Source organism: Polaromonas sp. YR568, assembly GCF_943369675.1.
Classification (GTDB): Bacteria; Pseudomonadota; Gammaproteobacteria; order Burkholderiales; family Burkholderiaceae_C; genus Polaromonas.
The window spans coordinates 1-20,918 of the sequence record NZ_CALROB020000022.1; the positions used below are offsets into that span (position 1 = coordinate 1).

Sequence of the window (20,918 nt, forward strand, 5' to 3'; positions counted from 1 at the left end):
ACGGAACAAATTTCATACAGAGGTCTCCTGGTCGCCAAGTAACTGGGTGTCCACACCGTCGCAAATGCAATGGAGGACGAGAAGGTGCACTTCCTGGATACGCGCGGTCCGCTCGTGCGGCACGCACACATGCACATCGGTTTCACGCAAGGCGTGGGTGATCTTGCCGCCGCCGCGGCCCGTCAGGGCCACCACGGTCATCTCGCGCTCGTGGGCGGCCTCGATGGCGGCCAGCACATTGGCCGAGTTGCCGCTGCTGCTCAGGGCCAGCAGCACGTCGCCGGCGCCGCCCAGGGCGCGCACCTGCTTGGAGAAGATCACCGAAAAATCGTAGTCGTTGGCGATCGCCGTGAGGATGGAGCTGTCCGTCGTCAGCGCGATGGCGCCGAGTTCGGGCCGCTCGCGTTCATGGCGGCCGACAAACTCGGCGGCGAAATGCTGCGCGGCGGCGGCCGAGCCGCCGTTGCCGCACGCCAGGACTTTGCCGCCGCTGGTGACGCTGGCCAGGATCGCCTGCACGGCCGCGGCGATGGGCTTGGACAGGACTTGCGCGGCCTGGTACTTGAGGTCGGCGCTGTCGATGAATTGCTGTTCTATGCGTTGTTCAAGCATGGGGCAATGATAGCGGGTCATGCTTGCCCTTCGTCAGCGCAACGGGGATTGCCGCGCCCCGAGCGAACACACGCTCACACATTTCTCTCGCTGCGCAAGCACGGGCGCGCCAGAAGCGCGTGCCCGGTCCGCCTCATTTCGCCGCGGGCCTCCCATTGACATGCGGCGACAGGGCGTCGGCGATGAACTGGTTCACAGGCACCTGCACGCCGGCTTCTTCGGCCAGCGAAATCACGCCGCCGCCCAGCCAGGGCAGTTCCAGCCGGTTGCCTTTATCGAGGTCATGGAACATCGAGGACGTCATGCTGTAGGGCAACTGGTCGACGAGGGCCATGGCCGTGGCGGCATAGTCCACCGGCAGGGCCACCTTGTGCGCCAGGCCCGTATTGACGGCTTCGGAGATGACGCACTGGAGCATGTGCCGCGACACGGGATTCTCCCGGATGGGACCGATGGTGAGCCGCGTCAGGCAGGTCATGGACGACAGGCCGACCAGGAAAACAAATTTCTCCCACAGCACGCGCTGGATGTCGTCGCTGACCAGGGCGTCGACGCCGACGCTGGCGAGGGAATTCGCGAGTTCCGAAACCAGCGGCGAAGGCGCGCCGCCGTAGGTGCCCAGGCGGATCTTCTGGAGGTTGCCCACCTGCTTGATGACGCCGGGGCGGCCGATCGAGGTCGCGACGTAACCGACGCCGCCGATGACGGCCTTGTCCCCAAACGCCTTTTTGAGCACGATGTCTTTCACCACCCCGTTTTGCAGCGAGAGAACCGTGGTCGACGGGCCGACGACGTCCTTGAGCTGCGCGGCCATGTCCTTGAGGTCCCACAGCTTGACGGCGATCAGCACCAGGTCCGGGTGCTTGACGGTGCGAGGGTCCTCCACCACGGTGACGCGCTGCAATGCCAGGCTGATTCCCGAATCGCCCTCGATCTGCAAACCGGTTTGCCGCATGGCCTCCAGGTGCTGGCCGCGGGCGACGAAAGTGACGTCGTGTCCGGACTGCACAAGCTTCGCGCCATAAAAACCGCCGACGCCGCCTGAACCAATGACCAGGATTTTCATATGAACTCCAAAGTTGATGAACCAATTCATTATTGGTTAACCAATTTGGCATGTCAAGCCCTGTCTGCGCCCCCAGGGCTTCGCGGAGCGGACTACTGCTGCTGAAGGATCTCGGCGACGATGTAATGCAGGTGGTCGCGCACGGCCTTGGAGGCGGCGCCCGCGTCGCGGCGGCGGATGGCGTCCAGTATCCGGTCGTGCTCCTGGCGGGATTTTTTCCGGCGCTCGCCGGTCAGGAAGTGCTGGCGCAGGCCACCCCATTCGGCGGCGGCGTGCGCGGCGGAAAACGACTGGTAGGCGCTGACGACCAGCGGGTTGTGGGTCGCGGTGGCGATCGCGTTGTGGAATTTCTCATCCGCGGCTTCAAAGGTCTCGAAGTCGTCGGCCTGGTGGTACGCCTGGGCGCAATTCACCAGCTGTTCCAGGTCGTTGCGGGTGTAATTGACCGCCGCAAGGGCCGCGATTTGCGGTTCCAGCGCCAGCCTGGCTTCCATGATCTGCTTGGGGTTGACGTCGAACGAAGCCGGCACCGGCCCTTCCGCCCTGGCGCGGCGCGGCGGGTCCACCAGGTAGGTGCCGCTGCCGACCTTGCGGCTCACCAGCCCTTCAGCCTCCAGCACCACCAGCGCATTGCGGATGGCGCTTCGCGGCAGGCGCAGCGTGGTGACCAGGGAACGCTCGGTAGGCAGGCGCCCGCCGTCCGCCGCACCCGGGCTCAAAACGAAATTTCGAACGACTTCGACGGTGTTGGGCTGGTTCATGCGAGGGGCGGAATGCCGGTGTAGATGACCAATTCAGTATAGCCCGCTGCCAATTGGTTTGTACCTTATCTTGACATTGGTTAACCAAATTCACCATAATGGTTAGCCAAACACTCGCTTCCACCTTCAACCACCGGAGCCCCGCCATGCCGCACGCCACCCCCACCCGCACGCCCGAACTTCACATCACCGGAATTCGCAGCCACTACGTCAGGGTTCCCATGCGCTTCCCGCTCGGCACCAGCGCCGCAACGGTGACCGAAGCCCCGCTGCTGCTGGTCGACCTGGAAACCCGGGAGGGCGTGGTCGGGCGCAGCTATCTGTTTTGCTACCGGGACAGCGGGGCAAAAGCCATTGCGCTGATTCTTCAGGAAGCCGCCGAACTCATTCGGGGGCAAGCCGTCCGCCCGGTGGAGATCGCGGCGTTCCTGGCGCGGCGCTACGCGCTGCTCGGGGTGACCGGCACCGCGCGCATGGCGCTGGCCGCCCTCGACATTGCCGCATGGGACGCACTGGCGGTCGCCGCCGACATGCCGCTGGCCCGCTTCCTGGGCGGCGGCGCGGGGGACATCAAGGCCTACAACAGCGACGGCCTGGGCCTGATGAGCCCCGGCAAGGCGGCCGAAGAGGCCGTGCGCCTGCTTGAGCACGGTTTTCGCGGCGTGAAGCTCAGGCTGGGCAATGCGGATGCCTCGCTGGACCGGGACGTTGCCGTGGCCGTGCGCCAGGCGGTGGGGCCCGACGTCGCCTTGATGGTGGACTACAACCAGGCGCTCACGGTCAGCGAAACGCTGGCCCGCGCGCGCCCGCTTGAAGACCTGAACATCTACTGGATCGAGGAACCCATACGCCACGCCGACTACCGGGGCTACGCGCATCTGCGAACGAAGTTGCCGTGCCCGGTGCAGATCGGCGAGAACTTCGACGGGCCGGAAGGCGTGCACGATGCGCTCTCGGCCGGCGCGGCCGACATGGTGATGCTGGATGCGGCGCGCATAGGCGGCGTCACAGGCTGGATGCGCGGCGCGGCTATTGCGGCCGCGCACGGCATGGAGGTCTCTTCGCACCTCTTCCCCGAAATCAGCGTCCATTTGCTGGCCGCCACCCCGGGCGCGCACTGGCTGGAGTACGTGAGCTGGGCCGACGCCATCCTGCAGGAACCCATGGTCATCGAGCGAGGCTTCGCCACGCCGCCGCAGCGGCCCGGCCTGGGCCTTCAGTGGTGCCCCAAGGGGCTGGCCAGGTATCGCGTCGCCTGAGCTGCGCGCTACGCTTCAGGACGCATCGAACGCGGCCGGCAACCACTCGATGGCGGCGCCCGCCTTCCCATCCAGCGCGCCGTTGACCAGCACCACGTCAAAGCGGCAAGGCGGCGGGCTCGCGAAACGCATCAGGTAGTGGCGTGCGGACAGGACGATGCGTTGCTGCTTGGCGCTGCCGATGCTGGCGGCCGCGCCGCCATGCAAGGCGTCCGCGCGCTGGCGCACTTCCACGAACACCAATGTGCCGTCGGCCGCGCGCATCACCAGGTCGATCTCGCCGCCGCCGCGGCCGGGCGTCCGATAATTGGCCTCCACAAATTTGAGCCCGGCCCGGCCCAGGTAAGCGCGGGCGGCGGACTCGGCGGCGTCACCGCGCGACTTGGTGGTAACCTGCCCGGGCAAGGGGCGCGCGCCTTCGGCCGCGCCTGCCGGCGGCACCCTGGAACCCTGTTTTCTGGAAAACCACATTGAACGCTTCTTTCGACCTAGCCCTGGATGCGGCACGCGCCGCGGCGGGCATGCAGCATTATCCGGAAAGTGCCCTCTATGTCGTGGCCACCCCCATCGGGAACCTGGCCGACATCAGCCTGCGCGCGCTGCAGGTGCTGCAGCTCGTGGACGCGATCGCCTGCGAGGACAAACGCCACTCACAGCCGCTGCTGCGGCAGTACGGCATCGACAAGCCGCTGCTCGCGGTGCATGAACACAACGAAGCACAGGCCGCCGGCCTGGTGATCGAGCGCCTGCAGCGCGGCGAACGCGTGGCCTACGTCAGCGACGCCGGCACGCCGGCCGTGAGCGACCCGGGCGCGCGCCTGGTCGCCGCGGTGCGCGCGGCCGGGCTCACCGTCATGCCCCTGCCCGGCGCCAGCAGCGTCACCACGGTGCTCAGCGTCGCCGGCCTCGGCGGCCAGGGTGGCGAAACAGGTTTTGTGTTCGCCGGTTTCCTGCCCAGCAAGGCCGGCGAGCGCGACCAGGCCATCGCCGCGCTGCAGGCCGATGCGCGCGCCATCGTGATTCTGGAAGCCCCGCACCGCATCGAGGCGCTGGCGCGCGCCATGGCCGTGCTGGGCGAACGCCCCGTCACCGTGGGCCGCGAGCTGACCAAGCAGTTCGAGGAAATCGCAACGGTGCCCGCGCAGGACTTCGCGGCCTGGCTGGCCGCCGGGCCGCAGCGCACGCGCGGTGAATTCGCCTTGGTGCTGCACCCGTCCGCCGTGCCCGAGAGCGCCGAAGACGGCATGCGGGTGCTGCAATTGCTGCTGGCGGAACTGCCGCTCAAGACCGCCGTCAAGCTGGCCGCCGACATCACCGGCGTGGGCCGCAACGAACTCTACGAAACCGCCCTCAAACTCAAAAACGCATGAACCCCAACGCCGACCAGCTTTGGCGCGCCCCGCGCTGGACACTCGCCGCCCTGCTGGCCATCCTCGGCATGCTGGGGCCGTTTTCCATCGACACCTACATCCCGGCGTTTTCCGGCATCGCGCAGTCGCTGGGCGCCTCGCCGGTGGAAATGCAGCAGACGCTGTCGGCCTACCTGTTCGGTTTTGCCTTCATGAACCTGTTCCACGGCGCGCTGGCCGACAGCTTCGGGCGCCGGCCGGTGGTGCTCTGGGGCATCGCGCTGTTCACGCTGGCCTCGGCCGGCTGCGCGCTGTCGCAAAGCATTGGCCAGCTGGTGTTCTTCCGCGCCGTGCAGGGCCTGTCGACGGGCGCGGGCATCGTGGTCTCGCGCGCCGTGATCCGCGACATGTACCCGCCGGCCCAGGCCCAGCAGGTCATGAGCCAGGTCACGATTTATTTCGGCGTGGCGCCCGCGCTGGCGCCCATCGTGGGCGGCTGGCTGTTTGTGCACCTGGGCTGGCACAGCATCTTCTGGTTCCTCACCGGTGTGGGCGTGGTGCTGTGGACGACCAACTTCCGCTTCCTGCCCGAGACGCTGCCGCCGCTGGACCGCCAGCCTTTTGAGGTGCGGCACCTGATGCGCGGCTACTGGCAGCTGGGCTCCAGCCCGCGCTTTTTATTGCTGGCGCTGGCCAGCGGCGTGCCCTTCAACGGCATGTTTTTGTACGTGCTGTCGGCGCCCGCTTTCCTGGGCGACCACCTGGCGTTGCAGCCCACCGAGTTCTTCTGGTTTTTTCTGCTGACCATCACCGGCATCATGTCCGGCGCCTGGCTCAGCGGCCGCCTGGCCGGCAAGATCGCGCCCAAGCAGCAGATACGCCACGGCTTTGTCATCATGCTGGTGACTTCGCTGCTGAACCTGGCGGCCAACCTGCTGTTCACGCCGCACGTGTCGTGGGCGCTGGTCCCGATCGCGGTGTTCGCCTTCGGCTGGGCGCTGATGGTGCCGGTTGTCACGCTGCTGGTGCTGGACCTTTATCCCGAGCGGCGCGGCATGGCGTCGTCGCTGCAGGCCTTTATCGGCTCGACCGCCAACGGCATCGTCGCCGGGATCATCGCACCGCTGGTCATGCACTCAACACCCGCGCTGGCCATGGTGTCGCTGGCCATGATGTGCATAGGCCTGGTGGCGTGGATGTATCTGCACCACCGCTGGCCGGAAATCGGCCGCGCCGTATCGCGCGACTGAGGTTTTGCCCCTTCCCCAAAGGGAGAGGGAACCGCTCAGCGGTCGTTCATCCGGATCGGGAATTCCATACCCTGGCCCACACGCCGCACCACCTTGCCGGCATCGAGGTAGACAAAAAAGAACATGTCCTGGACGCCGTCCACCCAGCGGTAGGTCATGATGTCGCCCGACCAGGAGACCACACCATCCGTTTTCGCGGGCGGCCCGAACTCGCGCTCCACGTCCGCGCGCGTCCATTTACCCACCTCTATCCTGGAGAAGTCCTGCATGTTCAGGACCTGCCGGACACTCACGACCTTGCCTGCGGCGTCGAGGTCGACCATCGTGGCTATCTGGCCCGTGGGTTGCCCGGAATACTGCAGCCGCGTGCCGGATGCCAGCGGCACCGTGCGCGTCGGCGTGCCCCAGCTCGCCAGCACCTGCTCGCGCGACATGCCGGGCTGCGGGGTCGCACAGCCCGCCAGAAGCAGCGCGGCAAGCGCCATGCCCGAAAAAATTGGAAAGGCCTTCATGGGTAACTCCTGGGATTCATTCGTAAGGATGTCAGACACCACCCGCCGCGGAATGTTCCCGCGCCGGGCGGCACGGGTTCAGGTGCCCAGCTGCGCCCAGCCGGGGACGCCGGCACGGCCGGAATAGCGGCTCGCGGCGTCAAAACGCTCCCACGCCAGCCGCGCGGCGCGCCCGCCGTAAACCTCTTGCCGCAGCCATTCACATTCGGCCTGCAGCGCGGTGTCGCCGCCCAGCCGCGTGTGCCAGACCTTGGCGGTGCTGTCCCAGCGATAGCCGCGGTTTTTGAGCGAGTCCTTGGCCGCGAAAGGCGCGCCGGTGGCCTGCAGGCGGTAGCTCGGCAGCCGGGCCGCGGCCAGCAGGTGCGCCAGGCCGTTGACACCCAGGCCCGGCAGTTCGGCCGTCAGCACCGTGAGCAAAGCGTGGCAGTCCATCTCCGCACGGTGCGCATCGTAAAACCAGCCCAGCGCCGAGGCCAGGTAGCTGAGTTTGGCCGAGCTGTGGCCCGCGGCCGTCCAGTCGATGTCGGCGAACGAGCAGGCCCAGTTCAGGCCCTGCGCTTGCGGCAGCAGGCCTTCGACGAAGGGTCGGTCAAAGCCGGCGTTGTGCGCGATGACCAGGTCGGCGCCCGCCAGCAGGCTGTCGACGCGCGCCATGTCCAGCTGCTGGCCGGCCAGCATCTCGTCGGTGATGCCGGTGATCTCGCGCGCGATTTTCGGCACCGGCATGCCCGGGTCGCGCAGCCCGTCATAGACCTGCACCGGCCCGGTCGCAAGGCCGGTCTGCGTGTCGACCTGGATGCGCAGCAGCGCCAGTTCGATGACCTGGTCGCGCGAGGCGTCCAGCCCCGTGGTTTCGGTGTCAAGGATCACGACCGTGGCGACAGGCCCCAGCGGCGCATGGGCAAAGGCCGTGGCCGGCACCAGGCGCCTGAGCACACGGTAATCGGGATGCCGCTCCAGCGCCTGCGCCATGGCCTCGGGGCTGTCGCCGGCCGCGGCGGGAGTCAGCGCCACGGGTTCAGTCGCCACGGGCCTGGGCGTCTTCACGGCCTTGGGCTTGCGCAGCCTGGCGGCCGCGGCCTCGGCGGCCATCGCAAGCAAGCCCTCGTCAAAACCGAAACCCAGCTGGCCGGCCGTCGCCATGCGCTCAGGGAGCGCCTGAAGCCTCTCAGGGTGGATACGGTCTTGCATGCTTTGCTCCTGGGTTCGCTTGAAATAAAGCACGCTATCTTCGCAGATAGCCGGTCCAGGCTCACGCCGCCAGCGCATGCGCCGCGCCGGCTTGCTTCAATTCACGCCGGCTGGCGCAAACCCCTGGCCTGCATGGCCCTCGCCTTGGCGACCTCATGCCGCAACTGGTCAAACCCGGTCGCCGGCACGGACTCCCCCTCGCGGTCGGCGACTTCATCCAGCCGCGCGATCAAGGCTTCGGCATGGCGTTCATCGGGGGCCAGAAAAATGCCCTGGGTCATGGTGATGTTGGCCTTCTCATAACCGCCGGCGCCGGCCAGCAAGGTCATGCGGGTGGGTGCGTCCTCGGCGACCAGGGCCACCAGGCCGGGGCTGACCGCGCCGGGCTCCAGCATGGCCAGGTCTTCCGCCGTGAGCAGCTCTTCGGTCATGGCCGTTGCGGCGGTAGGCGCCAGGCAATTGACCCGCACGTTGTATTTTTCGCCTTCCAGCGCCAGGGTCTGCATCAGGCCGACCAGCGCCATCTTGGCGGCGCCGTAGTTGGCCTGGCCGAAATTGCCGTACAGGCCCGACGACGAGGTGGTCATGACGATACGGCCGTATTGCTGCTCGCGCATCAGGTTCCAGACGGCGTGGGTGCAATGCACGGCGCCCATGACGTGGACTTCCATCACGAGGCGGAAATCCTCCAGGCTCATCTTGGCAAAACTTTTGTCGCGCAGGATGCCGGCGTTGTTGACCAGGATGTCGACACGGCCCCAGCGGCCCACGGCGGCCTTGACCATCTGCTCGACCTGGGAGGGGTTGGTGACGTCCACGTCGCAGGCAAAGGCCGTGCCGCCCAGGGCTTCAATGGCTTTGACCACGGCTTCGGCGGGCGAGCCCGGCTTGCCGGCGCCTATGTCGCTCACCACAACGCGGGCGCCGTGGCGCGCGAGTTCCAGCGCATGCGCCCGGCCCAGCCCGCGGCCGGCCCCCGTGACGATGGCGACTTTGTCCTGCAACAGCTTTGTTGTTGTCATTGGGTTTTCTCTTTCCATGCTTTGATAAAAAATCAGGCGACCTCAAACAGCCCCGCCGCGCCCATGCCGCCGCCCACACACATCGCGACCACCACATAACGCACGCCGCGCCGCTTTCCTTCGATGAGCGCATGGCCCGCCAGGCGCGCGCCCGTCATGCCGTAGGGGTGGCCTATGGAGACGCTGCCGCCGTTGACGTTGTATTTTTCCGGGTCTATGCCCAGGTGGTCGCGGCAATACAGCGCCTGGCAGGCAAAGGCTTCGTTGAGTTCCCACAGGCCGATGTCGTCAATGCTGAGCCCGTGCAGCTTGAGCAGCTTCGGGATCGCGTAAATAGGGCCGATGCCCATCTCTTCGGGCGCCGTGCCGGCCACGGCCATGCCGCGGTAGATGCCGAGCGCGTCCAGGCCTTGTTGCTGCGCGAGCTTGCCGCTCATGAGCACGCAGGCGCTGGCGCCGTCGGACAGCTGGCTCGCATTGCCGGCGGTCACGCTGCCGCCTTCGACGACAGGCTTCAAGCCGGCCAGGGATTCGGCCGTGGTGCCGGGGCGGTTGCCTTCGTCACGGCTGAGCACGACCTTTTCGATGACGGACTCCCCGCCGGACACGGCCTTCAGCGTGGTCGCTTCAATCGGCACGATCTCCGCAAGGAAGCGCCCTTCGGCCTGGGCGCGCGCCGTGCGTTGCTGCGACAGCAGCGCATAGGTGTCCTGCGCCTCGCGGGAGATGCGGTACTTCGCGGCGACGTGTTCGGCCGTCAGCAGCATGGGCATATAGGCGTGGGGTTCGAACTGCGTGACCCGCGGGTCCTGCTCCGCCTGCATCCATTCGAAGTAGCGGTTCTGCACCTGGGAGATGTTCTCCTGTCCGCCGGCCACCACCACCTCCATGCCGTCGACCATGATCTGCTTGGCCGCCGTGGCGATGGCCATGAGGCCGGACGCGCACTGGCGATCAATTGTCTGGGCGCTGACGGTGTGCGGCAGGCCGGCTGCCAGCACCGCCTGCCGCGCGATGTTGGAAGCGGCCGTGCCGGCGGTGAGCACCGAGCCGATGACCGCGTCGTCGATGCGGTCCGGCGCTATGCCGGCCCTCTCCACCGCATGGCGTATGGCATGCGCCATCAGCGTCGGCGACTTGATGTTGTTGAGGGAACCGCGAAAGGCCTTGCCTATGGGCGTGCGGGCCGTGGAAACAATGACGGCGTCGATCATGGACATGTAGTGGTGCTCTGGAAGTTTTGAATGCGTGCGCTTGCGGCCGCCCGCTGCGCGCAAGGCTTTGGCCGACGGTCGAGTCGGGGATCAGGCGATAGCCGCGGCTTTGCCCGTCAATGAAGCGGCAGGCGCGGCGGGCGCGGAGCGGACCACACCGGCGCGTGCCAGCGCCGCAACGGCCTCCGCCCCCACGCCGATTTCGGCGAGCAGCGCCTGCGTGCTTTGCCCCAGCGCCTCGGCGCCACGCGCGCTGGGCCCGCCGTCGTCGGCACAGCTGAAACCCAGGCCGCGCGTGCGCACTTCATGCTGCTGCGAGAACCGGAAGTCCGGCAGGCCCACACAATCGCTGCCGTCGGTTTCGCGCAGGAATTCGCCCAGCCTGCGCACACGGGCGGCCGGCACGCCGGCGGCATTCAGGCGCGTTTCCAGGTCCGCGGCTTTGTGGCTGGCAAATGCCGCGCGCAGGCGGCCAATGACATATTCAGCATCACGCGGAATGACAAAGCCCCGGCCCGGCGCATTAAAGGCCTCGAGGTCCAGCGCGCGCGCGTCCTCGCACAGCGCTTCCAGGCCGAGTGTGGCGGCGAGTTTGCGGAACTGCTGCGGCGTGTTGGCCGCAACAGCCAGCCAGCCGTCCAGGCAGGGGTAGGTGTCCGCCGCCGGGCTGCCGGTGTAGCCCCGGTTGCCGATGCGCCGGGGTTCGGTGCCGTCTGTGAGGAAGGCGCTCGCGGCCGGGTACATCAGCATCAGCGAGGCCTGCACCATGGAGGCGTCTATGTACTGGCCCGCGCCGTCGCGCGCGCGGCGGTGCAGCGCGGAGACGATGGACAGCGAACCCAGCATGCCGACGGCCACGTCGATCACCGGAAAGCCGACCTTGAGCGGCGGCGCGTCCGGATGCTCGCCCGACATCATCATCATGCCGGTCAGCGCCTGCACCACGTGGTCGTAAGCGCCGCGCCCGGACCATTCGCCCGTCTGGCCGTAGCCGGAGATCGAGCAATAAACGATGTCGGGCTTGATGGCCTTGATGGATTCAAAATCAAGCCCGTACCTGGCCACCACGCCGGGGCGGAAGTTCTCGATGAACACGTCCGCCGTGAGCGCCAGCGAGCGCACCATCTCCGCGCCTTCCGGCGTGCGGATGTCCAGGGCCAGCGAACGCTTGCCGGCATTCATGGCCACAAAAGCCGTGGGCGTGTCGCCCTCGCTGGGGTTCTTGCTGGTGCGCATCACCTCGCCGCCGTTGGGCGGCTCTATCTTGACGACCTCCGCGCCCATCTGCGCGAGGTAGAAGGAAGCCAGGGGGCCTGCGATGACGTGCGACAAATCCAGCACACGAACGCCTTCCAGCGGTTTTGACATTTTTTTGTTCCTTCTCTTGCTTGGCTTTGCTTGCTTGTTGGCTTGCTTGCGTTTTAGCTGGCGGTGATGCCGGTCAGCTTGATGATCTCGGCCCACTTGCGGTATTCACTGCGCACAAAGGCGGCGTCGGCCTGCGGGCTGTCGCTGTGCACCACCCGGTTGCCCGCGGCTTCAAACTGCACGGCCAGCGCCGGGTCGGCCAAGGTGCGTACAGTGGTGGCATAAAGCTTGGCGACCACGTCGGCCGGCGCCTTGGCCGGCAGCCAGAGGCCGAACCAGAATTCCTGCACGGTGAGTTCATTGCGCATGACTTCGTTGAGCGTCGGCACGCCCGGCAATTCCTTCAGGCGCGCGGCGGACGTGACGGCCAGGGCGCGCAGTTTGCCGCCCTTGACCTGGGGCACCGCCGTGCCGGCAATCGCAAACGCAAACGCCGTGTCGCCGCGCAGCAGCGAGAGCGGGATTTCAACCGAGCCTTTGAGCGGGATGTGCGTGGCCTGCGCGCCGCTCAGCGACAGCAAGGTGGCGCCGCCCAGGTGCGCGGCCGAGCCGATGCCGCCCGAGCCGTAGTTCATCTTGCCGGGATTAGCGAGCAGCGCCGCGACCAGGTCTTCAACCTTGCGGTAAGGCGAGTTGTCCGCCACGACCAGCACGCTGGGCGAGGTGCCGACCAGGGTGACCGGCAGGAAGTCGCCGACCGGGTCGAACTTGAGCGAAGGCTGCAGCACTTTCTGGATCAGGTGCGAGTTCGACCCCATCAGCACGGTGTAGCCATCGGCCGGCTGCTGCGCAACATACAGCGCGGCCAGCACACCACCCGCGCCGACCTTGTTCTCGACCACGATGGCCTGGCCCAGCACCTCCCCCAGTTTGGGCCCCAGTTGCCGCGCCAGGATGTCCGGCCCGCCGCCTGCGGCATAGGGCACGACGATGCGCACGGGTTTGGTGGGATAGGCATCGGCCGAGCGGGCGGCGGCCGGTGCGAGCAAGGCGGCGGAAAAAGCGCTGAGGCAAAACGAGCGGCGGTCCATGGTTGTCTCCTTATTAATTTGCCTCAAGGATAGGACTACCGCCGGATATCTAAAAGTGATATCTTTTCAGTGATTGATTACTTTAGGTTATCGCCATGTCCGCCCCTCCCTCTCAAGTCGACCACCTGGTCGCGCGCCTGCGTTTTCGCCACCTGCGCCTCATCACCGAACTGCAGCGCGACGGCAGCCTGCGCGCCGCGGCACAAACCCTGAACCTGACCCAGCCCGCCGTCAGCAAGGCCCTCGGTGAAATTGAAAGCGCTTTCGGCTTCGCGCTGTTCACCCGCACGGCGCGCGGCGTCACGCCCACCGCCCAGGGCGCCATCGCGATACGCGGCGCGGCGCTGCTGCTGCAGGAGCTGGCCCACCTGCGCGGCGAGGCCGAAGCCGGCGAACGCGCCGCCGCCATCATCCGCATAGGCGCGCCGCCCTTCGTGGCCCAAGGCTACCTGCCCAAGGTGCTGGCCAGGCTGGCCCAGCGCGACCCGCCGGTGCGCGTGCATTTGCTCGAGGAACGCGTACCCATGCTGATGCAGGCCTTGCTCAACGGCGAGGTCGACGCGCTGGTCACCAGCCACCCCATGCAGATGCCCGAAGCCGGGCCCGCGGCCCTGCGTTTTGAAAGACTGTTCGAAGTCGAGTTCAGCGTCATCGCGCCACCCGACCATCCGCTCACACGCGCCCGCAAGGTCGACTGGCAACAACTCGCACGCGAACCCTGGGTGATGCCCGCCAAAACCTCGATGGCCAGGCGCCTGATTGAAGAAAGTTTCATGAAGGCCGGCGCCGTCGCGCCGCAGCCGGTCATCGAATCGACCAGCCCCGGCACCAATGTGCAACTGGTGGCGGCAGGCGCCGGCCTGAGCATCGCGCCGACCACGACGTCACGCCACGCGCAAAGCCTGGGCCAGGTCAAGTCGCTGAGGGTGTCGCCGGCGATCCCGCCTGCGCCTGTGGAGCTGGTTTATCGGGGGGCGGTGGCGAATTTGAGGATTGAGTTGTTGCGGGAGGCGCTGGGGTTGCGCTGAGGCATGCATGGTACGTCTGCCGGAGGCTAGCGGGAAACAGCCTAGCTGTTGAGTTCTGTCGAAATCTGATCCACTTATGCATTCAATGCCGTTTATGCGATGTTCCGATGGGATCTCAGGGAATTGTTGCACCATCGCAAATACGGTGGGCACTAATCCCGGAATCATGGCATCCCCCCGCAACGCCACGCCATAGCTCACAGGCGCCTGCCTGCATACACAGCAGCCAATCTGCGCTAGATGATCGGCTCCCCATATTCCCACCGAGAGCCCTCGCCCAAGCACAACTGCTACGCGCCCAGGCTGAGCTTCAAGGCTTGTACAAGGGGAATAGGTACCGGAACAGCGTTGTTAATCTGCTCGATTTCCCACGCACTCGGCTGTAACACGCGGGATATGCCTTTTTCCGCGCCCATTACGACGCCGAACCAACGCTCCCGGTCCATAACGACTCGAAAGAGTTTCTCGTCCTGGCAACCTTCGACGTAGGGTAGATAGACACGGATAGACTGGCCAGACCGCTCAGCCTTCGCGCCCAGCCGATCGATTCGTCCAGTGCGTTGCTCCAGTGAACTCGGATTCCAGTCTAGGTCGTGGTGTATGACATGGCGACAGTTAAGGTGGAGATCAACGCCCTCGGCCATAACGCTGCTAGCTATCAGTATCTCCGGATAGAACGGGGTGTTGAAAGCCAACGCAATCCGCTCCCTAGTTTCGTCGCGGGTCTTTCCGTAAACGCGCCGGACGTTCGCCACCAGCCTGGTTCTCACGCCTTCGTCTGCCTCGTCGTCGTCGAAGGACCCCGCAGCTTCAGGTCCCGCGTGAGTACCAGTCTGGATCCTTTTGAGAGCGTCCAGGTACGCAAATCGGTCATCATCGCTGGACCGGTTGCCGAGGAAGGCCAGGAACTGCCGCACCACGACCTCGAGCGTCATGCCAGAAGCGTCCTGACGCTCAAACAGTTCACCAACCCAACCCTCGACCCTGTCGCTGGCCGAAAGATTTTCGAAACGGACCAAGAAGGTTGGCGTGCGCAGAAAGCGCAGGAGCGTATCAAAGATTGACTCCCTCACAAGCGGGTTACCCAAGGCTTCATAGTCAGCCCACAACTCGTCGAGGATGGCAGACACTTCCCGCGCACCACCCTTGTCTCGATCAAAGAGATCGGCCGTCTTTCGCATCTGCGCAACTGCCTCCTCCGAACTGCAACGCAATTGCTCGCATGCTCGCAAGTCAATCTCCCGCAGCATGGCTTCCGAGAGAAAACGGTGAAGGGCAGCACCTGTTTGCCGATAGTGGCAAAAAATCAGGACCTTCTCGCCTTTACGCCAGAGGCTCATGGCTAGGTCTACTGTCGCCTTGACCTTAGGATGCGATGTCCCGTCCTTCGAACCCATGTCGAGCGAGTACGCCCGCAGCCTGGCTTCATACCAACTACCTCTGTCCGGGGGGACGCCGCCGACCACTGCGCAGCCATCCTCCTGTACATCCTCCCGGTGCGTATCCAGCATAGCTTCGAAGCTGGAGGCGATGGAGTCGGTGAATATCCTGCGGCCTCCCTCCAGGGTACTCATGCGGGCGGCAATAAGGAAAGGAAGTGCATTCTCCGGTGAAACCTTGATGCCTCCCCCTTTCACCGGTGCGGTTCCGGAAAGCTCCTCAATCACCGCCCCGCCCTCGATCCTTAACCTTCGCGCCACCAACTGATAGGGCACCGGTAGATGCATGGACCTGGCATTTCGAAGCACCCAAGGCTGAAGCAGAGCCTCAGCCGCCTTGACCGCGGATCTTGCTTTCCCAAAGGAAGCCCGGACGGCGTTTACCCTTGCGTTGGAACCCGTCCCAATAGCGCACGCCAAGCCCAGCCCATCGTCCCACCAAGACGCACCCCAGGCATGTTCTGCTTCAGCGATGTCCAGGGGAAGCAGGCGCTTCCATGCGTGCTCCAGCCTGTCAGTGGCCAATTGCATCTTGTCGAGCGTCTCATGAAGGGCGTCGATGGTGGAATTGAATGATGCCCTGTTCATCGACGGCGCGCGGACGCTCGACCAGTTGATTGCGTTGAAGCGGACCAGGACGTTGTGCAATTCACTGTGTCCAAGCTGGAACGGAGTAGCCGTCAGGAAAAGCATGCGATCGAAATGACCTGACAGCTGGCCTTTCACGGCATCCAGATCTTCCTGCGCTCCGGACAGCAACGAGGCCAGTTGGGTGCCGCCGTTACGCACCCTGTGTGCTTCATCCAGGATGAGAAGGGGCAGCGAAAGATGCATATGCCCTAGTATCTGCCGCCAGATCTTCGGCAGCACGCCGTCCTGGGCGTCATTCAGTGCCTTCTGGGCTCGCCTGATTCGCACCTTGAAATGTGCGGAATGGCGCTCGGGCAAAAGCTCGACCACCTTGCTGAAGACCTCCGACAGGTCAATGGCCTGGAGCGCGTCCAGGATTACCCGCGGAACCGGTTCGTCATCTGCAGCCTGAAGAGCCTCATTGGCGACCAGAATTTCCTTCCAGTCCTGAGGATCGGAATTCAGGAGCGTAAGTATGAGGTCCTTTTTCTGTCCACCTTGGCCGCCACTCCAGAGAATCAGGTGTGCGAATCGCGCTATGCGTTCACGCAGGTTCGCCGCACCAACTTTCCCCTTGACGGCAGCTTGCAGCACGGCGAGCTTGATCCATCTGTCCGCCAGCTTTCGGTTGAGCGCCCCATGGGCCAGCACGATGACGTTCGCACGCCCGGCTGCACCTACATCGAGAAGCTTGAGGAAATCCGAGCCTGTCTCCGCTATCCCCACACGAAAACGGCGGCGATCTTCCTCGCTATGCAAGCAAGCCTTCCGGAATGTCTCACCATCGCGGCTCCATTTCTTCAGGACGCCCATCGGCACCATGATGACGACAGCCTTGGATGGCTTCTGGACCACATGGGCGGCAGCTACCGCGAGCGCGACGAAGGTCTTCCCCATCCCGACTTCATCACCGAGGATGACGCCAGGCTGGCTGACGAACCGGTCGAGAACTGCCTGGGCGGATTTTCGCTGGCGTTCGGCGTCCGCGGTAGAAAGGTGCCCTTCGACGTGCAGATCGAGGGATTCAGGAAGTTCCATCGCACATCTTTCCGGTTGCATCCCGCACATACGCCTGCATCTGAGGTGAACTTGCCGCGAGCGATTTCTCGAGCCTTTCCCGGACCTTGGCCACAAACTGTTCCTGCATGCTGGCGATAGGGCCAACGTATTCCATCTCCACGTGGAGGGTGCCTTCTTCAGCGTCCGCTTCGAGCTGGCAAAGCAGCTCACATAGAAGGAACGTCAGCTCGTCGGGAAGCGCTGGATCGCACTGCTTTTGCAATGCCTCCAAGACCGCATTGGCGCCGACAGGCCCGGAGATGCGCCATGCCATGGCTGATTCGGAAAGGACCGGGGCAACTAGCTTGGTGCTAAGTTCCTTGATTGCCCAACAGGCACGCTGGACACGCTTGATCAGGAATCCACTCGTGTCTACCTTCTCATGCGGATCTAGCAACTCCAAGGCACCATCGACGTCGGTGTCATCGTCATCAGGCTGGCGTCTTAGCCACTCCCTCAGCGCTTCATGCAAGGGGCGTCCCGAAGCCATCAAGTCGAGCAGCGCGGCCAACGAAAAACTGGGTAGATCCGCCGGTGGAGGCAAAGTGTCCGCGGAAATAATGTTGACAGGCCAATACGCGACATTCGCGCCCGCCCCCCAATTCACGGTCAACGTGGAAGGCGGCACCTTATCCCTCGGGACTCGCGATTCGAAGACCTGCGGCTGTCCAGCGCCCAGCCAGCTGGCATGATCCAAGAGGGTCAGCGCTTCGTGCCGAACGGACCAGCCCCGGGGGGGAGCCTCACCCTCGACGTGAATCTGCAGCAGGAAATACTCGGGATCCATGCCCATCATCAACGCATCACCGAAAAAACGAGGCAAGGCAGGAACGTTGCTCTCTTCACCGTCCGAGTCGAATGCCGGAACAAAATCCACGTCATGTCCCGTATCGACGGCATTGCCGCCGCGCAACGTGCGATGACCCATTAATTTGCGAACCTTGTCCGATGAGCCTGCGCGCAGCATATAAACGACGTTTGCCTCGTAATTCTGGGCTTGCGGGCTGAGTCCCATGCCTGCCGAGGTGAAGTTGCTCGAGCCAATCATCAGCAATGTCCATGCGTCATTCGATAGCGTCATCGTCTTGGCGTGGAGTGGCCTGGTTTCGCTGCCGCCGTCCGTAGGAACGTTCGTGACACGCAAGGGATGGATCGATGCCGAAACTCCGGCCCGGCCCTTTGGTGTTGCATCGAGCAAATGAGATGGAGCCTCCAAGCGCCACCGCTTGGATTCGATCGCCTCCTCGCCGGCCACATGGAAATGCAGTTCCGCCTGCCCTCTTTGACGCAGGATTCCCCATAGGCGCCTTTCGGGCCCGTACGATCGAAGCTCCTTGTCAAAGAATGGCGACACCACGTGCGCCTCCGTTGGAGTACCGTCTGCTGGCAGCATGGCCACCAGCTGTGAAAACACGTCCGCCCTGCCCGGTCCCGTCAGCACCACGCGCCGCTGGATACCCTTGCTAGGCGCGACACGGTCTTTAGGTAAGTTCGCGTTCACCCAAGCCAACAACCGCTGCGCGCGAGGAATCGCGGGGCCGCTTGCGATGGAAAGCACATCCTGCAGATAGGAGATCAAGGGTTCAAGTAGATTTTGATCCGTGAAATTTTGGTCGAATTCCAGGACAACAAACGACTCCTGGTTGCGCCTATAGCCTTGGTCAGTCAGATTCGCCGATCCGACGATGACCCTGACATGGCGCTCCCAAGCCAGGAGACTTATCTTCGCGTGCAAGACACCGCTGGCCGGTCTTGCCGCGAGAAGATCCCATCTCAGGCTACGTTTTCCACCGCAGTGATGGATGTCGGCGACAACCACGGCGCAGATCAATGAACTCAAGCGCTCTTCGCGCTCGATCCGGTAGATAGCGCCGTCTCTTACAGGGTCGCTCTGAACACCGGCAAACCGCGCCAAGCACTCTTCTTCGAACAGCGACGTGTCCAAGGTAAAGGTCGTCGCAAGGACCCCTATGGGCTTGCCCGCGTTTTCCGGTGCCCCCCATGCACTGAGGAGCTTGCGTTGCGACGCATCGACAGGTCTTAGCCGAGCCATCAGGTGCTGGCCTCGGTGACGACAACACGTTTGAGGTCAAGGGCAAACGACTGGAGTGGCACAGTTCGATAAGCCTGGACGTAGATATCGGTGAGCGTCTCGAACTTGCCTACCGTGTATGCGGGACGGATCGCAACGCGTCCATTGCTATACGCGTCTAGCCAGGGGCGTTTCCCTGAGGGCGGCTTGGCTTGCTGGATCCTGCTGTGATGGGCAAGCAGCTCATTGGAAAAGCCTTCAGGATTCGTCGCGTCGCCAATCCACTGCAGGGCCTTGTCCAGTCGCGTTCGCAGAGCGGGATCAATCACGCCCAGCTCCCGCAGGGCATCTTGAAATGCCGGCAAGCATTCATGGCTCGCCCGCAGTACGCATTCCCCATTTGCCAGCCATGCGGCGTCGACCGCGGAACGCTCCTCGGTCATCCGATAACGCATCTCATCGAAGGCGTCCGTAAGCAATCGCGCAAGTCGCTCGAATGCCTGAATCGCGACCAACAGCTGCGTCAAGGCTTGCGATGCGTACGGGAGCATCCACCGGTGAAGCGTCGACTCATTTGAGCCGTCCTTAGTCCAAAATTTCTGCCCATCCGCCGAAGTAAGCAATTGCGCGTACTCGCCGCGCAGCCCATGGTGCTGCGTCAATGCATTCCACAAAGCCTCCCGCTCCAACTCCCCAGGCTGGCGCGGTGCGAGGTGTTGAACAACGAACTCGCGGAACTTCGGTCCAGGATCCCTTGCATGACCGGCATCCAAGCCAGTCCTCACCGCCTTTTCTATAAGCTGCCGAAAAGCTTGTCCTGGGCCACTTCCGTCAACGAACCCTTGCATCTTCTGGTCGGATTGCCATGCGCTGAGTACCCGATAGCCGCCTTGAAGCGGCTGGCCGCCCACATCGAACAGGCCGAGTTTGAGACCAAGCACGCGGTAAATTCCATGAAAGCCGAAGACCGTTGGCGTGCGGAGGTAGTTCCGATCGCAAACAAATTCCTTTGCATTGATCGCGTCCAGCACCTTGCTCTGGCCAGGTATTCCTTTGAGAGCAGGCGTATTCTGGAGTTCACGCACTAGGGACTCGACGATGAGCCACTCGTAGACGAGCCACGGAGCCAAGGATTTGATCGATCGATGGGGAGCCTCCAGATCACTACAGGCCAGCATTCCAACGAGAGCCAAGGTCAGGTAACGAGGTTTCGACTGGCGCTCACGGACGCCAGGAGCCAATTTCACGCCCAGAGCATCTGCTATCGAATAAAACCCTAACGGATCGAGACTGCCCTCAGCGGTCTCAGGAGGATCAAACTGGCTTAGAAATGGCAATAGTGATTCGTCGCTCATCCGCTGTAATCCCCGTATGGGTTGCGCTTTGGCATTGACGACCGCGGACTTGCACGATCCCCTTTGGCTTCAAATGTAATTCAGGAAAACGTTTTTCTTGATCTAGATCGGACGGTGAAAGCCAGTCGGTCGTGGACAGACTAAAAGGCCGTTGCGTTCAATTTGGAACGATCCGACCTCCATACGACAGCTTATGCCCCAAGCGCAGTCGTAAGGATGAAGTTTTCCTTATGGATTTCCTGCCCAGTGGTAGTTTGGCAGCGGTACCGGACCCTGGACTAGAACATCTATAGGAATCCTCTGATTAGGTCATGAACACAAAATCGACCAGTTGTTCTCATGCTTCTGTAAAGTTCCACCCGTCTCTAGCTTGTGATTGCTAACCGTGAGAGTGCGCCTACCTTTGACCTTCCTCTCGGGATTTTCCCTGGAAAGATATTGCTCCACATCCGCTGCTGCCAATATGAGGTAGCGCGGGTGTGGGCCATCTCGATCAAGCAGCACAACGATCAGGAAGTCGAACCCTGCGGTAAGACTGCCGTTCACAGCCTTTTCCTTGGGCCAGCCAATTGTCTTCACTTGTACCGTCTTTAAATCTGAACCCAGCTTGAAGATGATGTCCCATCCTTTTTGCGTCGGGCCTTGAGCTAAATAGGCGCTGACTCCAAGACGAAGAAGTTGGCCAAGAACGAGATGTTCTCCGGCAGCGGTTGAATATGAGGCGGCGTCAGTCATCTTTA

At 63.7% G+C, this 20,918-nt stretch carries 18 protein-coding genes; 4 read left to right on the forward strand and 14 right to left on the reverse strand.

Features of this window, described 5'->3' with window-relative positions; genetic code table 11:
• Positions 1-12: 12 nt before the first annotated feature.
• The 3 genes from ACLV8F_RS13280 to ACLV8F_RS13290 form a co-directional block, all read right to left on the reverse strand.
• Positions 13-612: a phosphoheptose isomerase gene (locus ACLV8F_RS13280; protein WP_411884686.1), complete on the reverse strand. Its 600-nt coding sequence runs from the start codon at positions 610-612 to the stop codon at positions 13-15.
• A gap of 133 nt (positions 613-745) precedes the next feature.
• Positions 746-1,678, reverse strand: coding sequence for a ketopantoate reductase family protein (locus ACLV8F_RS13285; protein WP_411884687.1), 933 nt, complete (start codon positions 1,676-1,678; stop codon positions 746-748).
• 92 nt (positions 1,679-1,770) lie between these two features.
• Complete coding sequence (locus tag ACLV8F_RS13290) at positions 1,771-2,439, reverse strand: FadR/GntR family transcriptional regulator (protein ID WP_411884688.1); 669 nt, start codon at positions 2,437-2,439, stop codon at positions 1,771-1,773.
• A gap of 146 nt (positions 2,440-2,585) precedes the next feature.
• On the opposite strand from ACLV8F_RS13290, the gene ACLV8F_RS13295 reads away from it, so the two are divergent.
• Entirely contained in the window at positions 2,586-3,698 is a 1,113-nt protein-coding gene (locus ACLV8F_RS13295) for an enolase C-terminal domain-like protein (protein WP_411884689.1), read from the forward strand.
• Positions 3,699-3,713: 15 nt separating this feature from the next.
• Here the strand turns inward: ACLV8F_RS13295 and ACLV8F_RS13300 are convergent, their stop codons facing one another.
• A complete protein-coding gene (locus ACLV8F_RS13300) occupies positions 3,714-4,169 on the reverse strand; it encodes a YraN family protein (protein WP_411884690.1) in 456 nt (151 codons plus the stop codon).
• Positions 4,170-4,219: 50 nt separating this feature from the next.
• Between ACLV8F_RS13300 and rsmI the strand changes: the two genes are divergently transcribed.
• A complete protein-coding gene (rsmI, locus tag ACLV8F_RS13305; protein WP_411884774.1) occupies positions 4,220-5,068 on the forward strand; it encodes a 16S rRNA (cytidine(1402)-2'-O)-methyltransferase in 849 nt (282 codons plus the stop codon).
• The gene (locus ACLV8F_RS13310) at positions 5,065-6,297 is read left to right on the forward strand and encodes a multidrug effflux MFS transporter (RefSeq protein WP_411884691.1); all 1,233 of its coding nucleotides are present in this window, start codon (positions 5,065-5,067) and stop codon (positions 6,295-6,297) included. The genes rsmI and ACLV8F_RS13310 overlap by 4 nt, the downstream gene beginning before the upstream one ends.
• A 35-nt stretch (positions 6,298-6,332) precedes the next feature.
• On the opposite strand, the gene ACLV8F_RS13315 is transcribed toward ACLV8F_RS13310, so the two are convergent.
• From ACLV8F_RS13315 to ACLV8F_RS13340, 6 genes are all read right to left on the reverse strand, one after another.
• Positions 6,333-6,809 (reverse strand): hypothetical protein, encoded by a 477-nt coding sequence (locus ACLV8F_RS13315; protein WP_411884692.1) that lies wholly within the window; start codon positions 6,807-6,809, stop codon positions 6,333-6,335.
• Between the two features lie 78 nt (positions 6,810-6,887).
• Entirely contained in the window at positions 6,888-8,000 is a 1,113-nt protein-coding gene (locus tag ACLV8F_RS13320) for a 3'-5' exonuclease (RefSeq protein ID WP_411884693.1), read from the reverse strand.
• 101 nt (positions 8,001-8,101) lie between these two features.
• Positions 8,102-9,022: an SDR family NAD(P)-dependent oxidoreductase gene (locus ACLV8F_RS13325; RefSeq protein ID WP_411884694.1), complete on the reverse strand. Its 921-nt coding sequence runs from the start codon at positions 9,020-9,022 to the stop codon at positions 8,102-8,104.
• A 32-nt stretch (positions 9,023-9,054) separates the two neighbouring features.
• A complete protein-coding gene (locus ACLV8F_RS13330) occupies positions 9,055-10,236 on the reverse strand; it encodes a thiolase family protein (RefSeq protein WP_411884775.1) in 1,182 nt (393 codons plus the stop codon).
• A 90-nt stretch (positions 10,237-10,326) separates the two neighbouring features.
• Positions 10,327-11,604, reverse strand: a complete 1,278-nt coding sequence (locus tag ACLV8F_RS13335; protein WP_411884695.1) for a CaiB/BaiF CoA transferase family protein — start codon at positions 11,602-11,604, stop codon at positions 10,327-10,329.
• 53 nt (positions 11,605-11,657) lie between these two features.
• Positions 11,658-12,635 carry a tripartite tricarboxylate transporter substrate binding protein gene (locus ACLV8F_RS13340; protein WP_411884696.1) on the reverse strand — a complete coding sequence of 326 codons (978 nt, stop codon included), beginning with the start codon at positions 12,633-12,635 and terminating at the stop codon, positions 11,658-11,660.
• Positions 12,636-12,730: 95 nt separating this feature from the next.
• On the opposite strand from ACLV8F_RS13340, the gene ACLV8F_RS13345 reads away from it, so the two are divergent.
• Positions 12,731-13,663: a LysR family transcriptional regulator gene (locus tag ACLV8F_RS13345; RefSeq protein ID WP_411884697.1), complete on the forward strand. Its 933-nt coding sequence runs from the start codon at positions 12,731-12,733 to the stop codon at positions 13,661-13,663.
• A gap of 290 nt (positions 13,664-13,953) precedes the next feature.
• Here ACLV8F_RS13345 and ACLV8F_RS13350 read toward each other — a convergent pair whose 3' ends face one another.
• From ACLV8F_RS13350 to ACLV8F_RS13365, 4 genes are all read right to left on the reverse strand, one after another.
• Positions 13,954-16,770 (reverse strand): helicase-related protein, encoded by a 2,817-nt coding sequence (locus tag ACLV8F_RS13350; RefSeq protein ID WP_411884698.1) that lies wholly within the window; start codon positions 16,768-16,770, stop codon positions 13,954-13,956.
• Positions 16,757-18,844, reverse strand: coding sequence for a phospholipase D family protein (locus tag ACLV8F_RS13355; protein ID WP_411884699.1), 2,088 nt, complete (start codon positions 18,842-18,844; stop codon positions 16,757-16,759). The genes ACLV8F_RS13350 and ACLV8F_RS13355 overlap by 14 nt, the downstream gene beginning before the upstream one ends.
• Positions 18,844-20,178 (reverse strand): hypothetical protein, encoded by a 1,335-nt coding sequence (locus tag ACLV8F_RS13360; RefSeq protein ID WP_411884700.1) that lies wholly within the window; start codon positions 20,176-20,178, stop codon positions 18,844-18,846. Before ACLV8F_RS13360 ends, ACLV8F_RS13355 begins: the two co-directional genes overlap by 1 nt.
• Positions 20,179-20,487: 309 nt before the next feature.
• Complete coding sequence (locus tag ACLV8F_RS13365; RefSeq protein WP_411884701.1) at positions 20,488-20,913, reverse strand: hypothetical protein; 426 nt, start codon at positions 20,911-20,913, stop codon at positions 20,488-20,490.
• Between the last annotated feature and the right edge of the window lie 5 nt (positions 20,914-20,918).